The organism is uncultured Rossellomorea sp. (assembly GCF_947488365.1).
Lineage (GTDB): Bacteria > Bacillota > Bacilli > Bacillales > Bacillaceae_B > Rossellomorea.
The window spans coordinates 834645-851069 of sequence record NZ_CANKZT010000002.1; the positions used below are offsets into that span (position 1 = coordinate 834645).

Annotated in this window: 15 protein-coding genes; 13 read left to right on the forward strand and 2 right to left on the reverse strand. The window is 38.5% G+C overall.

All coding sequences use genetic code 11. The features are described 5' to 3' along the window. Positions 1–37: 37 nt before the first annotated feature. Both Q1B03_RS11055 and Q1B03_RS11060 read right to left on the reverse strand, forming a co-directional pair. Entirely contained in the window at positions 38–655 is a 618-nt protein-coding gene (locus Q1B03_RS11055; protein WP_299741228.1) for an acetate uptake transporter, read from the reverse strand. Between the two features lie 33 nt (positions 656–688). Next, positions 689–946 carry a hypothetical protein gene (locus Q1B03_RS11060; RefSeq protein ID WP_299741229.1) on the reverse strand — a complete coding sequence of 86 codons (258 nt, stop codon included), beginning with the start codon at positions 944–946 and terminating at the stop codon, positions 689–691. A gap of 457 nt (positions 947–1403) precedes the next feature. Between Q1B03_RS11060 and Q1B03_RS11065 the strand changes: the two genes are divergently transcribed. From Q1B03_RS11065 to Q1B03_RS11125, 13 genes are all read left to right on the forward strand, one after another. Beyond that, positions 1404–4610: a DEAD/DEAH box helicase gene (locus Q1B03_RS11065; protein ID WP_299741230.1), complete on the forward strand. Its 3207-nt coding sequence runs from the start codon at positions 1404–1406 to the stop codon at positions 4608–4610. Between the two features lie 337 nt (positions 4611–4947). Further along, positions 4948–6453 carry a spore germination protein gene (locus Q1B03_RS11070; RefSeq protein WP_341357922.1) on the forward strand — a complete coding sequence of 502 codons (1506 nt, stop codon included), beginning with the start codon at positions 4948–4950 and terminating at the stop codon, positions 6451–6453. A gap of 21 nt (positions 6454–6474) precedes the next feature. Next, the gene (locus Q1B03_RS11075) at positions 6475–7677 is read left to right on the forward strand and encodes a Ger(x)C family spore germination protein (protein ID WP_299741232.1); all 1203 of its coding nucleotides are present in this window, start codon (positions 6475–6477) and stop codon (positions 7675–7677) included. Positions 7678–7682: 5 nt separating this feature from the next. After that, on the forward strand, positions 7683–7919 hold the full coding sequence (locus Q1B03_RS11080) for a hypothetical protein (RefSeq protein ID WP_299741233.1): 237 nt from the start codon (positions 7683–7685) through the stop codon (positions 7917–7919). Between the two features lie 20 nt (positions 7920–7939). Next, positions 7940–9043, forward strand: a complete 1104-nt coding sequence (locus Q1B03_RS11085) for an endospore germination permease (RefSeq protein ID WP_299741234.1) — start codon at positions 7940–7942, stop codon at positions 9041–9043. Between the two features lie 75 nt (positions 9044–9118). Next, positions 9119–10255: an endospore germination permease gene (locus Q1B03_RS11090; protein ID WP_299741235.1), complete on the forward strand. Its 1137-nt coding sequence runs from the start codon at positions 9119–9121 to the stop codon at positions 10253–10255. 82 nt (positions 10256–10337) lie between these two features. Next, positions 10338–11696, forward strand: a complete 1359-nt coding sequence (gene mgtE, locus Q1B03_RS11095; RefSeq protein WP_299741236.1) for a magnesium transporter — start codon at positions 10338–10340, stop codon at positions 11694–11696. Between the two features lie 247 nt (positions 11697–11943). Then, positions 11944–12564 carry a TetR/AcrR family transcriptional regulator gene (locus tag Q1B03_RS11100; RefSeq protein ID WP_299741237.1) on the forward strand — a complete coding sequence of 207 codons (621 nt, stop codon included), beginning with the start codon at positions 11944–11946 and terminating at the stop codon, positions 12562–12564. Positions 12565–12590: 26 nt separating this feature from the next. After that, entirely contained in the window at positions 12591–13475 is an 885-nt protein-coding gene (locus Q1B03_RS11105) for an ABC transporter ATP-binding protein (RefSeq protein ID WP_299741238.1), read from the forward strand. 6 nt (positions 13476–13481) lie between these two features. Next, positions 13482–14273 carry an ABC transporter permease subunit gene (locus tag Q1B03_RS11110; RefSeq protein ID WP_299741239.1) on the forward strand — a complete coding sequence of 264 codons (792 nt, stop codon included), beginning with the start codon at positions 13482–13484 and terminating at the stop codon, positions 14271–14273. A gap of 15 nt (positions 14274–14288) precedes the next feature. Next, on the forward strand, positions 14289–15083 hold the full coding sequence (locus Q1B03_RS11115) for an ABC transporter permease subunit (protein ID WP_299741240.1): 795 nt from the start codon (positions 14289–14291) through the stop codon (positions 15081–15083). Between the two features lie 223 nt (positions 15084–15306). After that, positions 15307–15969, forward strand: coding sequence for a type 1 glutamine amidotransferase domain-containing protein (locus Q1B03_RS11120; RefSeq protein WP_299741241.1), 663 nt, complete (start codon positions 15307–15309; stop codon positions 15967–15969). Positions 15970–16034: 65 nt separating this feature from the next. Next, entirely contained in the window at positions 16035–16328 is a 294-nt protein-coding gene (locus tag Q1B03_RS11125; protein WP_299741242.1) for a putative quinol monooxygenase, read from the forward strand. Positions 16329–16425 lie beyond the last annotated feature (97 nt).

A 16425-nucleotide genomic window follows, 5' to 3' on the forward strand; every position in this document is an offset into this window, starting at 1 on the left:
AGAGATAGATGAGCATTTCATCTATCTCTTTTTCCAGTTACTTAAATATCCCGAATGGCTTTCCTACTGGAAGTGTTTCTCTCCCAAAGTGGGTGTTCAACACACTTGCAGCAGAGCCGTAAAAGCTGAATAATGCAATGAACAACTCAGAAATGGCCGCTAATTTATGCATGGCTTCAGGTGCAATTCCAAGTGTAGACAGCGAAAGCCCGATAAATAGGAAATCAATCAGGACAAAAATAATGAACAAGACCTTATGTGTTTCCATGGCGCCAACGGTCATGAAAATACTGAAAATCAGATAGCCGATATATGCAATCCCCAGTTGGCGTGGATCGACTGCAGCAGCCGCTGCATCTCCAAACACACCGAATGAAATTAACCAGGATGTTCCTACTCCAAGCCAAAATAAGCCGAATGCTCCAAATGCAGTGAATCCGAATGTATTATTATGTTTTGCATCTCCAAAGCATGCAATCAGCTGTGCAATTCCACCAAGGAAAATTGCCCATGGTAATACAAATGAAACTCCATCCGTCCATCCAAGTTTCGCTGAAGAAGCGACAAGAGTAACCATAGCTAGTCCAAAAAGTCCAATAGCAGATGGATCGGCTGATGCTATTTGAACTCGCTGAGTATTTTGTATTTGATTCATGATGATACCTCCTATTAAACATACTTGACTAATTTACATAAAAAAGTCTCCATATGCAATAGAAAATATTATGTAAGCATAACTTTCATTAAAAAGACGGTATTTTGGGTGTGGTTTAGGTATAAAATTGGGTTTCGCTGATAAAATGAAGATTCCGCTGATATATTTTGGATTTCGCTGATAAAATGAAAATTTCGCTGATAAAATTTTCTCATTCGCTAATCCAGCTAACAAAACTTCATCAAAAGAGTCGATTTCAACAAGATTACGACTCATCCAATGAAAATTCATCAAAAACCTCCTAACTAATGAAAAAAATCCCGGATTATCCGTAAAAAGATAATCCGGGAGTTCCTCCTTCTGACCGTACACACAATTCACAACAAAAAAACGCATGAATTGAGTCTATCCTACATACATATCAACAGGGGACAAATATTTTACTCGAGCGTTCCTCTAGAAGGGGGTGAGGACGGTGGAGAACTACTTTATTTTCATGCTCATATTTCAAGCAGGAAGTTTCATCATTTCGTTGTTGAATCATATTGAAAAGTAGAGGGCTCCTTATAAGTTTTTCCGGACTATGACTGGCCTCATAGTTCGGTTTTTTTTTCTGTCGGATCGCTTCCCTTATAGTCTATGTAGATCACCTCGGGAATATACGTTTCTATTAAAATAGCAATCGATGATGTACTGTTTCTAAATTTGCCTATTGTTGTTATCATAAGAATATTGAAGAAATCCAATCATGGAACATACATATAAACATTTCCAGGAAGGAACCAGACAATTGAAGGTCATACAACAAAAACTCATAAAAGAACGATGCGGTACCGTTTCTTTCAAAAGGGGAGTGGGCTATTACCGTTCTAATAAAGTCAAGATAGTCGAGTTCAGTTCAAATTATTGTGGAGCGACCGTTATGGGAGAGGAAGATTTCCACGTAACCGTTACAGGGAGAGCTAATGGAGAAATCCAAGCAAAGTGCAGCTGCCCCAAACTGGCATCTTTCGATAAAGATTGTCAACATATCGCAGCTGTCCTACTCGCCATTCAATATAAGCAACGTAATGGAAATAGCCAAGAACGGGCAGTAACAGAAGAATTTTTCACCTTGTTTCACGATGAACCCATACGATCCACTGGTCACCAGAGGCATTTTGAAAAAAGACAAGTTTTGCAATGTGAAATAATGATTAAGCCTGTACCCTTAATAACAGGTGGAGCTATGATCGGGATTGAATTAACGATACACTCTATCATGGTTCAACAGGTTAGAGGGTTTCTTCAGAGCATTAAAGAAGGAGTTCCCTTTCATCTTTCAGAATCATTTATTTTCAATCAACAACTTCATTGCTTTGCAATCGAAACCGATGATGTGATTCAACAGCTTATAAAAGTGTCCCAGGAAGAAACAATATACTCTTCGTCTGAAATGAACAATAGTGAACAATTACTTATACCACCATCATCATGGGAGCGGCTTTTACCATTACTTATAAAGGCGCCAGGGGTCAAAGTAGAGCAAAGCCAGGACACAGTTGAGGGGATCAAACTATTGAAGACCCCGCTTCCATTAAAGTTCCAATTTGGTCAAATTGAGAATGGAAGCTATCGATTACACATAACCGGGTTAAACAATATGGTCGTCCTGGATGAATATCAAGTCGTTCTTCATAAAGGAACATTGACCCAACTGGACACCAGGGATTGCAAGCGTCTATCCGAATTAAAGCGACTTCTCACCGAATCAGGAACAGACTCGATTCCCATTCCTCAAACCCAAATAGGCGTCTTTCTAGAGAAAGTAGCGATTGGATTAAAGAAATTGGGAGAGGTAACAATCTCGGACGACATTTCCAGAAAGTTGGAAAGTGCACCGCTTGTTGCAAAGCTGTATCTTGACCGGGTGAAGAATCGCTTGCTCGCCGGACTTGAATTTCATTACGAAAATGTAGTGATTTACCCGTTGGAAAATAGGGAACCCCCTTCAAGTTCTGTGTTAATCAGGGATGTTGAAAAAGAAGATGCCATCCTTGAATTAATGGAAGAGTTCTCTTTTGGAAAAACAGAAGGCGGTTACTTTTTACACAATGAAGATTTAGAATATGAGTTTTTAACCTATGGTGTGGCGAAGGTTCAGAAGCTTGTCCAAATCTATGCAACTACAGCAGTGAGAAACCGTGTCTTTAAAGGAAATAAAGGTCCGAAAATCCAGGTCAAGGTGAAGAAAGAACGAATGAACTGGCTGGAATTCAAGTTTGAAATGGATGGGATTCCTGACCGACAGATCATGGAGATCCTTGAGGCATTAGAAGAAAAACGTAAATATTACCGGATGAGAAACGGGTCTCTTCTGTCACTGGAATCCAATGAGTTTCAAGACATCCAGCGATTTCTTCATACGTCACAAGCGGAAAAAAATGATTTAATCAAGGGACTTGAGCTGCCATTGCATCAAAGTCTTCAACTAATGGATTCAGTTGATGTGAGCCACACGTTCAAATTAGGGGAATCATATAAAGAGTTCCTACAACATATCATGAACCCCGGCAGTATGGAGTTTTCCGTTCCACCAAACTTGAACACACTTTTGAGGGATTATCAAAAAACCGGCTATCTATGGATGAAAACGCTGGCCTTTTATGGTTTGGGGGGGATATTAGCCGACGATATGGGGTTAGGGAAAACCATTCAAAGCATTTCTTATATCGTTTCGGAGTTAGAAGAGATTAGGACGCTGAAACTTCCGGTTCTGATTGTTTGTCCTTCGTCCCTCACGTATAACTGGCAAAGTGAATTTATGAAGTTTGCTCCTGAAATACAAGCAGTGATTCTGGATGGAAATCAATCAGAACGAAGGAAGAAGCAGAAAGGGTTAAAGGATGTCGATGTGATCATCACTTCCTATCCGTTACTTCGAAGTGACATCAAGTGGTACGAGCAACAGAAATTTCACACGGTGTTTTATGATGAGGCTCAGGCGTTCAAAAATCCAATAACGCAAACTGCAAGAAGTGTAAAGAAGATTATAGCCAATCACCGTTTTGCATTAACCGGCACCCCTGTTGAGAATTCACTCGAAGAGTTGTGGTCAATCTTTCACGTAGTATTTCCGGGATTATTTCGAGGACTTAAGGATTATAGTCATCTTACAAAAAAAGATATCGCCAAAAGAACACGCCCGTTTGTCCTGCGCAGGATGAAGGAAGATGTCTTGTCAGAACTTCCGGAAAAACAGGAGATCATGGAATCGGCGGAACTGCTGCCTCCTCAAAAGGAATTGTACGCTGCTTATTTAGCCAAGCTACGTCACGATACACTTAAGCATTTGGATAAAAATACTTTGAGGAAAAACAGAATCAAAATTCTGGCTGGTATTACGCGGCTTCGACAAATATGCTGTCATCCAGGTTTATTTGTCGAGGGCTACGAGGGAACATCGGCTAAATTTATTCAGCTCATGGAGATTTTGGAAGAATCAAGGCTTTCAGGCAGAAGGGTATTGATTTTTTCACAGTTTACTAAAATGCTTGAGTTCATCGGTAGAGAGCTTTCGGAGAAGGGACAGACCTTCTTTTACCTTAATGGATCAACTCCTTCTGAAGAGCGGGTAGGCATGTGCAACAGATTTAATGAAGGCGAGCGCGACCTGTTCCTTATTTCGTTGAAAGCGGGAGGTACGGGACTTAACTTAACAAGTGCCGATACCGTCATCCTCTATGATACATGGTGGAATCCTGCTGTCGAAGAGCAAGCAGCCGATAGAGCCCACCGCATGGGTCAAAAAAATGAGGTGCAAGTCATCAAGCTCATCGCCCGCGGCACCATTGAAGAAAAAATGAATGAACTGCAAGAAAAAAAGAGACACCTCATTCAAGAGGTGATCGATCCTGATGAAAAAATCGTTTCTTCCATCACGGAAGATGAGCTTAGAGGAATATTATCAGTTTAAAACGTTGGATGATAAAGGTGGGGCTTCTATAATGAAGCCCCACCTTTTATATTTATACTCATGCTGAATTTTACAATGAGGGTACGAGCATACGAATAAATTAGAAATAAATAAGCATGATAAATGGGAAAGAATAGAAAGTTTCATGCGATGAAGATATGGTTGTTTTTTTCAAAGTGCTTGTGATTTATTAAGAGAAATGATGTAAGATTTTTCTTGCCGAAACATGTTGAAAATTTGTACATAAAGTCAGGTGTAATTCATGCGACGCAGTTCAAAAACTAATAAGGAAGAAAAGATAGATTCGACCTCCACAATAAACGAGGATTCCTCAAAAGTGAATCAATTACATGCAAACCTAGAAGAAAATCTACATTCCATCTCAAAAGCAATTGGAAATAGTGATGATGTAGTCATAAGGAAAATTAAAATAGGAAAAGAAAGATGTATGGATGCAGGAATCATTTATACAGATGGAATTGTTGACACAAAATCAATCAATGATTTTATCTTAGAATCTCTTATGATCGATTTTGATTATGAAATAAATGATCATTCTGAGATGGATTTGGTGGATCGTTTGAGAGATTCTGTTGTTGCTGTTGGAAATATTCAAGATTTAAATGACTTTGAGACATTATATTCTTCACTCTTTTCTGGGCACGTCATCGTATTAATGAATGGATTTAAGAGAGGAGTCACGATTGATTTAAGTGGAGGAAAGGACAGGGAGGTATCAGAAGCCACTCAGGAAACTGTTGTTAGAGGTCCGAGGGAAGCGTTCACGGAGTCTTTACGGACGAATACAGCTTTGATAAGACGAAAAATCAATGATTATAATCTTTGGGTAGAGTCTAAAAGGATTGGTAAAGTCACAAAAACGCAGGTATCTGTTATGTACATTAAAGGGATCGTCAATGACAAAGTGCTGGAAGAGGTAAGAGAACGTCTTGATCGAATAGAGATCGATGGGATTTTAGAAAGCGGCTATATTGAAGAATTGATTGAAGATAAGACATTCTCTCCATTCCCTACAATATATAACACAGAACGCCCAGACGTAGTTGCCGCTTGCCTATTAGAAGGACGTGTAGCCATCTTGGTAAATGGTACTCCCTTTGTTTTAGTGGTGCCTTCATTATTCACACAGTTTTTCCAAGCTGCTGAAGACTATTATCAAAGGTGGGATTTTAGTACCCTCATACGTTTTCTTCGTTTAATTAGCTTTTTTATTGCTTTATTAGCTCCTTCAATTTTTATTGCTGTTACTACGTATCATCATGAAATGATACCCACCCCACTCCTTATTAGTCTCGCATCTCAGCGTGAAGGTGTTCCATTTCCTGCTTTTGTGGAAGCACTAATGATGGAAGTGACGTTTGAAATATTACGGGAAGGCGGTATAAGAATGCCGAGAGCCATCGGGCAAGCCGTCTCGATTGTTGGCACATTGGTCATTGGAACAGCAGCGGTAGAAGCGGGAATCGTATCCGCTGCAATGGTCATTGTAGTATCTATTACAGCAATCGCGAGTTTCGTTGTACCATCTAACAATATGGGTATCTCCATCAGGATGATTCGTTTTATATTTATGGGGCTGGCTGCGTCATTTGGTATTTTCGGGATTACCGCTGCATTTATAGCAATGATACTCCATTTATGCAGTTTACGTTCGTTCGGCGTTCCTTATATGAGTCCTTTTGGGCCGTTCAATGTTGAAGATCAAAAGGATTCCCTATTCAGATTCCCTCACTGGGGATTGGTTTCACGTCCACATTTAATGAATCAGCAAAATGTGAATCGCGAAGATAGTCCGGCTCCAACCCCGCCAGATAATCAATAAATGATAGATGGAGGTTGTTAGATGATTGGGAAAACAATAACTCTCCTTTGCATTTGTCTTTTGATTCTTTTTACTACAGGTTGTTGGAACCGGGTTGAGTTAAATGAACTGGCCATAAGTGTAGGACAAGGAATCGATAAAGAGGATGATAAATACAAAGTATCTACACAAATTGTTATTCCAAGTGAAGTTGCTTTAAAAGCAGGTGCGACTTCTGGAATACCCGTAACCCTCTTTACAGGGACAGAAGAAACCGTATTTGAAGCAATGCGGGAAATAACGACCGTCAGTCCGAGAAAGATTTATCATTCTCATCTCCGAATCCTTGTCATCGGGGAAGAACTGGCCAAAGAAGGAATAGGGAAAGTGTTGGATTTTTATGCAAGGGACCATGAATATCGGACGGATTTCTATATCGTCATTGCCAAGGACACGACTGCTGAGAATATATTATCTATGTTAACTACAATTGAGAAAATACCCTCAAATAATATGCTGTCTTCTCTGGAAACTTCAGAGAAGACATGGGCACCAACAACTTCCGTTACCTTACATGAACTTATCCGGAGCTTGGTGACAGAAGGAAAGAGTCCTATACTGACAGGTATTGAAATTATTGGTGATCCTTCTATTGGAGATAATGTTCAGAACATTGAACAAATTAATCCTGCAGCCTATTTAAAATATTCCGGAATAGCGGTATTCAAGAGAGATCGAATGTTGGGATGGTTAAACGAGGAACAGAGCAGAGGGTATAACATCATAATGGATAACGTAAAAAACACGGTGGCTAATGTCCAGTGTCCGAGTGAAGGGGAATTGAATTTCGAAGTTATACAGTCAAAAACGAAAGTGAAAGGAGATGTAGAAAATGGAATACCCAAGATTGATGTTTCGATCGAGGCAGAAGGAAATATAGGGGAAGTGAAATGTGCCATTGATTTAACAAAACCTAAAACTATTTATGAGTTAGAGAAGCTAGCAGAGGAAAGTTTTATAAAACTTACTAAAGGAACAATCAAAACGGTTCAGGAAGATTTCGGAGTGGATATTTTCGGATTCGGGGATATCATTCATCGTTCTGACCCTGAATTATGGAAAAAGCTTAAAAAGGATTGGAATGAAAAACACTTCACAGACCTTGAAGTGAATGTGAAAGCTGATATAAAAATTCGCCGTTTAGGTAAGATAGGAAACTCATTTTTACCTGAAATGAAGGAGTGACCATAATGTGGTCAACGCTGGGAATTGTTATTGTAGCTATCCTCATTATTATGGCTGAAGTACCTTCCCTTTTAAAAAATAAAGCTAAAAGAGAGCTATGGGTATTTTCTGTTCTACTCGTTATAGGAGTTGGATTAAGCATAGCAAGATGTTTAAATATCAGTATCCCAAATCCCTTGGACGTACTCAGCATTGTATATAAACCTTTCAGTGATTTGCTCACGTCGATGTTAAATTCATAGTAAATGAGGTGTAAATTCTTTTGGATAACAAAAAAATAGATCTTCCTCAGTTTACTATACTTGTAACACTCATTACCATTGGAGATTCTATTCTGGTATTACCTGCAATACCAGCTGCATTAGCTAAACAAGACGCCTGGATATCAGCGATTCTCGGATTACTAATTGGTTTACTTGTCGTCTATTTATTGGGTACGGTAGGGAAACTATATCCTCATTTAACATTAGTGGAATATAACGAAAAAATCCTTGGAAAGTGGCCTGGAATTGTTGTTTCGATTCTATTTATTTTTTACCCGCTCCTTTCTGTTGCAGCACATGTAAGAGAAATCGGGGATTTTACAACAACACATATCATGACTAATACACCTGTGTTAATGGTTAACCTGTTATTTGTAGTCATTATCGTCATGGGGGCACGACTGGGTATCGAAGTGATTGCGAGATCAGGAGAAATTTTTTTCTTTTTCTTTACGCTCCTATTTGTAGTATTTGTTATAGCACTTGTTCCATTAATTGATTTGAAGAATGTGCAGCCTATTCTTGAGGGCGGGATAAAACCCGTCATCAACGGTGCCTTTACAGTGGTGGCCTTCCCTTTTATGGAGTTAGTAGTGTTTTTAATGGTATTACCCTATGTAAATCATCAAAAAAAGATCAGAAAAAGCTTTCTCATAGGTTCTTTATGTGGGGGGCTTGTATTAGTCATTATCATTGCTTTTACGATTCTAATTCTGGGATACGATCTTACACAAAGGTCTTTTTATCCTACATTTGCTTTAGCCAAAATAATCAGGATTGGTGATTTTTTGGAAAGGATAGAAGTGATATTAGCCGTCATGTGGATTTTAACCACTTATTATAAGATTACGTTCTATTTTTATATTTTGAACGTAGCATTAGCCCAAATTGTAAGAATAAAGGAATACAAGGTACTCCTCTATCCTATGGGTATGATTATCACTGTACTTTCAATCGTCATTTCTCCAAATGCAGCCTATTTTAATGATACGATTTCAAAATACTGGCCTTTTTATGACAGTACATTTAGCGTATTATTACCTTTGCTTCTATTGATTGTTGCATTCTTAAGAAAAAAACATGAAAAGATAGGTTATAACTAAGAGAAGAGTAATACACATCATTGAACAAGGCGAAAGAAACGTTTAGTTATTGAGTAGTTGTAATCTTTTTACTGTGTGGGTGTAAGGGAGGGATGTCATATCACAACATACAAAATAAATTCAACCCAGTTATTCGTATTGATTTTCTTGTTTGAATTGGGAAGTTCAATCATCGTCGGACTAGGATTTGATGCAAATCAGGATGCATGGTTGGTGATTCTATTGGCGATGATAGGGGGAATCATTCTTTTCCTTTTGTATGAATACCTTTTTAAACAGTATCCCAATCTTCCACTAACCGAATATGTGGAAAAGATAGTAGGGAAATACCCTGGAAAAGTTATTGCTTTTATGTATATTCTTTATTTTTTCTACATTGCGGGAAGGGTATTGCGGGATTTCGGAGACCTCCTCATCACAACCACACTTAGTCAAACACCATTAATGGTGATCAATTTACTCATGGTACTTTTGGTGGTATACGCTTACTACTTAGGAATCGAGGTTATTGCGAGAACAGGCAATATATTTTTCATTATCTTAACGATCCTCGCTTCATTGTTTTTTATATTCGTATTTATCGATCGCCTCCCGCAATTGGAACATCTTCAGCCTGTACTTGAGCAAGGCTGGATTCCCGTTTTAAAAACAGCATTTCCCTTAACTTTAACATTCCCTTTCGGCGAAATAATCGTGTTTACAATGATTTTCCCATTCTTAAATCGAAAGGAAAAGGTATTGAAGACAGGGCTTTTTGCAGTAATATTTAGTGGTACAGTACTCATCGTAACCATGAGTGTCATCTTAGGTGTACTCGGGCCAACTATAGGAAAAAACACAGAATTCCCCCTTATGGAAGCAATAGAAAAAGTGAATATTGCCCAAATAATCCAACGTTTAGATCCTATCGCCCTGGGGATTTTCATTATAGGTGTCTATTTTAAAATCACCCTTTTCTTTTTTGCAGGAATGTACGGGTTTGAGAGATTGTTTCGAATCAAGAAGCAAAAATTCTTTTTAGTGCTAACCAGTACAGCCCTTCTTTCAAGCTCGGTTTTTATGGCTGAAGGGTTTACACAGCATCTACAAATAGGACTGAAAGTTGTTCCGTTATATGTACATATGCCATTTCAGGTATATATTCCATTATTATTATTTCTAATTTTGGTAGTGAAAAGAGCATACAAACAAAGGAGTCGTTCATTGCAATAGGTCAATGTAAGTTAATCCAAATCAAAAACATGAAAAGGTGTTAAGGTGAGCAGCAATAAACTCTATAGCAAGGAGTAAACATATGACGTTGTCGATGACTGAAAATGAAATCACACTTGCCATTATCCAAAGCCTCAAAGACGGTAAAAAAAATGCGTTTCTCGAAATAATAGAAGAATTGCAGCCTTATGACATAGCTCAGCAATACTCAAATGTACCTTCTAAACACCAAAACAAATTCCTATTATTTTTAACATTAGAGCAATTAACTGAATTCATTCAGGAAATCGATAAAGAAAATCAATTAGTGGTGTTACAAAAGCTGGGAATTGAAAAATCAACCAAAGTCCTGGACTTAATGGAAAACGATAATCTGGCTACTTTATTAACAGACCTTGAACCTGAGAAGATTGAAGAACTCTTGTCAGAGATGAATCAAGAGGAATCTCAAGTCGTTATGAATTTAATGAATTACCCCCCAGAAACGGCTGGTAGAATAATGAACAACCGCTATGTATGGATTCCGAAGGACTATACAGTCCGTGAGGCGGTTGATAAACTGAAGGATTTCGCCGAATTGGCTGAATACCTTAACTACCTGTATGTGATCGATGAAGAAAAGAAACTAATCGGCGTTATTTCTTACAAAGATTTGTTACTAGGGGAACTGCAGGATAAAATTGAAACGATTATGTACAGCAGAGTGGTAAAAGTAGATGTCTATACTGACCAGGAAGAAGTAGCAAAAATGATTAGTCGATATGATTTCATTACGATCCCGGTCATTGAGGAAGATGGGAAATTGGCTGGTGTCATTACCGTTGACGATATTATCGATGTGGTCATTCAAGAAGCAAATGAAGACATAGAAAAGTTATCAGCTTCAGGAAAATCAATTGACTTCAATACCAAACCATTAGTAGCTGCCTATCGTCGATTACCCTGGTTGATTCTGTTATTATTCATTGGACTCGTTTCAGGAAGCATTATAAATATGTTTTCCGCAACACTAGAGCAAGTCGTGGCACTCGCTTTCTTTATGCCCATGATTGCTGGTATGACGGGCAATACCGGAACTCAATCACTTGCTGTAGTCGTAAGGGGCCTGGTTTCAAATGACTTAGATTTCGGGCAAGTGCTGAAGCTGATCATCCGTGAGCTATCGGTTGGCATCATCATTGGAGTGACATGCGCAGTGATGATATCCATCATTGCATTTGTTTGGCAAGGAAATGTCATATTGGGTGCAGTAGTAGGGAGCTCCTTACTCATCACACTAGTTATTGGAACGTTGGCAGGTACAATTATTCCACTGATTCTATACAAGTTTAATGTTGACCCTGCTGTAGCTTCCGGTCCTTTAATTACAACAATCAACGATATCTTGTCTCTTATGATCTATTTTGGGATTGCTACCATGTTTATTACGAGATTAATGTAAGTTTTCTCAAATAGTTGAGAATCATCAAGAATTAGCACGTAACGATTACAAAAAGCTCTTAAATCATGAGCTTTTTTTTTATTTGAGGAGACTAATAAGGAATAGCTTCTCTAATTCTTCAAATGACCTTTTTTGAAAATGCTACTATTATACAAAAATAACATTGACCAAATTGGTCAAAAATGGCTATAATGAAATTGACCAATATGGTCAAACGCCTGTCCCTTTATAGGAGGATGAGAAAGTATTGTTTAAAACATTGAACTTAGATCCTGAGAAAGAAGAAAGGATCATTAATGCAGCAACTCAAGTTTTTGCGAAGAATGGTTACCAAAATGCCTCAACAAACGAGATCGTCAAGGAAGCAAAGATATCAAAGGGAATTTTATTTCATTATTTTAATAGCAAAAAGGATTTGTATGTTTCACTGTATGAACATCTAGCTGACTTATTCACTGAGAAGATTTATGAGCGTATTGACTGGAACGAGCGCGATATTTTCGTTACGATTCGCGCAGTAACGTTGATAAAGTTTGAGCTTTTTGCCGTTTACCCACATCTGATAAATTTTCTTACTAGTGCATTTATCGAAGAAGCACCGGAAGTAAAAGATGATATCGAACAGATTAAAGCCAAAATGGTGGAGAACAGCTTTGCAAAATTATTTTCGAACATAGATACAACTAAATTCAAAGAAGGCGTCGATGTGAAAAAAGCGATTCAAATTATTTATTGGACGTTTGAAGGAATTGCCAATCAACAACAGCAAAAAGCTAAGACACTATCCGTAGAAGAAATTAAACAAGAAGAAGTGCTGGCTGAAGTTGATTCCTACATCGAATTATTGAAGGCATCATTTTACAAATAGACAGTTGGAAAGTGAGGATGAGATTCATGAATGTGATTGAAATTAATGAATTAACGAAAACGTATGGAAAGTCGAGAGGGATTACGGATATCAGTTTCCAAGTAAAAGAAGGGGAAATCTTTGGCTTTATCGGTCCTAACGGGGCAGGGAAATCTACGACGATTCGAACCCTCCTTTCGCTGATTCATCCGACGAGCGGCAGTGCGAAAATATTTGGAAAAGATTGTGTTGAGTTCGCTCCAGAGATTGCGAAGGAAGTTGGATATCTACCATCTGAAGTATTCTATTACGACAATATGAAGGTGATGGACCTCCTCAAGTATTCTGCCAGTTTCTACAAGAAAGACTGCACGAAGAGGATTAAAGAATTGGCCGAAGTGCTGAACTTAGATTTAACGAAGAAGATTGATGATCTCTCACTTGGAAACAAAAAGAAAGTGGGAATCATTCAAGGGTTGCTTCATGAACCTAAACTCATTATCCTCGATGAGCCAACATCAGGACTGGATCCATTAATGCAGCAAAAATTCTTCGAACTGCTTCAAGCTGAAAATAAGAAGGGAGTCACCATTCTATTTTCTTCTCATATATTAAGTGAAGTTCAGCGACTATGCGATCGAGTAGCGATCATTAAAGAAGGAAAAATCGTTCAAGTCGAAAAGATCAGTACGTTAAAAGAAAACAACCATAAAAAATTCAAACTTGAATTAAAAAGTGATGTAGATCAATCATACTTCGAGCTTGAAGGCGTGAGCAATCTTGAAGTGAATCAAAATCATGTCAGCTTCCTGTTCAGGGGGGATATCAACTCGGTGATGAAGAAGATTTCCTCTATCCAAATTGCCAATCTATGGATAGAGGAGCCGGATTTAGAAGAAATCTTCATGCACTATTACGAAAAGGAGGCTTGATACTCTATGAATATCTTTCTGTATGAACTGAAGGCTTATCGTAAGTCAACGTTTATTTGGACCGTTTCACTCGTTGTGTTAGTGATCCTGTTTATGTCGATGTTTCCTTCTATATCTAAAGAAATTGATGAATTTAAGAAACTCCTGGAAGGATTCCCAGAAGGAGTGAGAAAAGCGTTAGGTATTCAGGTCGACAGTATCGGTTCTCTAAATGGTTATTATTCGTATATCTTTTTGTACATCACACTATGCGGTGCGATTCAAGCCATGAATCTTGGAATCTCAATTAGTTCTAAGGAAATTCGTGAAAAGACAGCCGACTTTCTATTGACCAAACCAGTTACCCGGACGAAGATCCTTGCTTCTAAAATACTCGCAGCTTTAACATCGCTGCTTTTTACAAATATCGTGTATGTGGTTGCAGCAGTCATTGTGGCGAACGTGGTAAAAGTGGAGAATTTCAGTCTGTATGTATTCTTGCTGATTTCTCTAACTCTACTATTCACCCAATTGATTATGTTTGCCATCGGAATCATCATTGCCGTAGTATTTCCAAAGGTGAAATCGGTAATCAGCTTATCGCTTGGCGTCGTGTTTGCCTTTTTTCTAATTGGTATGGTTGCAGCTGCTGAGGAGACAACTCGTTATTTTTCTCCATTTAAATACTTTGACTATAGCTATATTTTGAACCAAGAGGGATATGAATGGTCATTCCTGATCTTAGGGATCTTCTTGATTGTCCTTTCACTGATCGGAAGCTTCGTTATTTACAACAAAAAAGATATCCATACGGTATAAGGGGAGGGGAACAAGATGAACGTATATATTAGAGAAATGAAGGCTCACCGCACATCCCTCATCATTTGGTGCATAGGGATGGTAGCGTTGATCGGTTCGGGGATGGGGAAGTTTGCAGGATTCTCTTCTTCAGGTCAATCCATGAATGAGCTAATGGCCCAAATGCCTAAATCACTCCAAGCATTTCTAGGCGTAGGTAGTCTCGATATGTCGACGGCCAGTGGATTTTATGGAGTGCTCTTTCTGTATATAGTGTTGCTCTCTACCATTCATGCTGCAATGATTGGTGCAACAATCATCTCAAAGGAAGAAAGGGATAAAACCGTAGAGTTTTTGTTCGTTAAACCCCTGCCCAGGAAGAAAATCATAGTGATTAAATTGTTGGCAGCTCTCACGCAAGTCGGGATTCTGTTGATCATCACATGGTCAGCTTCTTTATTCATAGTAGGAAGCTATAGTGATGGAGAGCACATCATCAGCGATATTGGAATGACCATGGTAGGAATGTTTATATTACAAGTACTATTTTTAGTAATCGGAACAGCGATTGCAGCTTTGACCAAAATGCCTGGAAAAGCCGCTACATTAGCAACAGGTGTTTTATTAGCCACCTTCATCCTTTCCTTTGCCATAGACTTGAGCGGAAAACTCGAAGGCTTGAAATATCTCACACCATTCAAATACTTTGAAGCGAAGAATGTGATGGATGGTGGTTTGGAATCGGGATTCGTAGGAATATCAGTTGTTTTGATAGGCGTGCTGGCAGTATCTACGTTTGTGTTTTATGATAAGCGGGATTTGAATGTGTAGGCAAAGAAGCCCATCCTTATTTAAAAGGATGGGCTTTTTTATATAGACTGAATTTGAAGTAGAGTCAACGTCACTGGTAAGAACCCACAAGTATAAAAACTTTTCGACTAAAGCTATAAATATATTTATACCAATAACCAAATTAACTAATTTGTATTATGTATCATCCCCCATTACAATTAACTTCGTAAGGTAAACAAATATAAATTTGGAGGGATAAATAATGAGTAAAAATATATTAATGGTCGTTACAACGGCTGACAAGATGAATGAGGACCATAAAACAGGACTTTGGTTATCGGAATTTGGTGAAGCATATGTTGAATTTGCTCGTTTAGGGTATTCCGTTACAGTAGCAAGTCCACTGGGTGGAAAAGCACCGGTTGATGCCCGCAGCTTAGAGGGGGATACCCCTCAAGACATATTAGACACAGCGAAGTATCTGGAAAACACGTTGAAACTTGAAGATATCATAGATCATTCTCAATTTGATGCTATTTTCTTACCAGGTGGGCACGGGACGATGTTTGATCTGCCGGATAATTCAAAACTTCAAGATATCATTCGAGAATTATACGAAGGGGATAAAGTGGTAGCGGCTGTATGTCACGGACCCGCTGGACTAGTCGGAGTGAAATTATCAGATGGAACCCCATTAGTAGCAGGGAAAGCAGTTACAGCTTTTACAGATGAAGAAGAGAAGGAAACGACACTAGATCGCTTTATGCCTTTCCTTTTAGAAACACGATTGCGCGAGCTTGGAGCAGAATTTGTTGCTACAGCAAATTGGACCGATCATATCCAAGTGGCCGGAAACATAATCACAGGTCAAAATCCACAATCAACTGTGAGTGTAGCAAAAGAAGTTGTAAAGAGATTAAGCTAACAGGTATAGGGTCATTACTTTTACAATAATATGTTGGTAGAATAATGATTGGCAGGAGGGCTAAAATGTCATCAATTACGATTACCGCAATCCTGACTGCAAAGCCTGGTAGGGAAGAGCAACTATATCAAGAATTAATCCAAGTGATAACACCTTCTCGCCGGGAAGATGGATGCATCGAATATTCGCTTCATCAATCATTAGCAAATAACGCGACCTTTGTTTTTTATGAAACATGGGAGAGTGAAGAAGCTCTGGCATCTCATATTGAATCTGAGCATTACAATCGTTATCGACAAAACACAGAAACACTGGTTGAGAAACGAGAAGTATATCGGCTGCAGAAAGTAGATATATAAGATGAGCACCGTCCTTTTGTGGACGGTGCTTTCAAATAAATTCTGTTATAGATATACTAAAAAAAGAATTAGCTGAGGATATAAAAATTTTATCGAA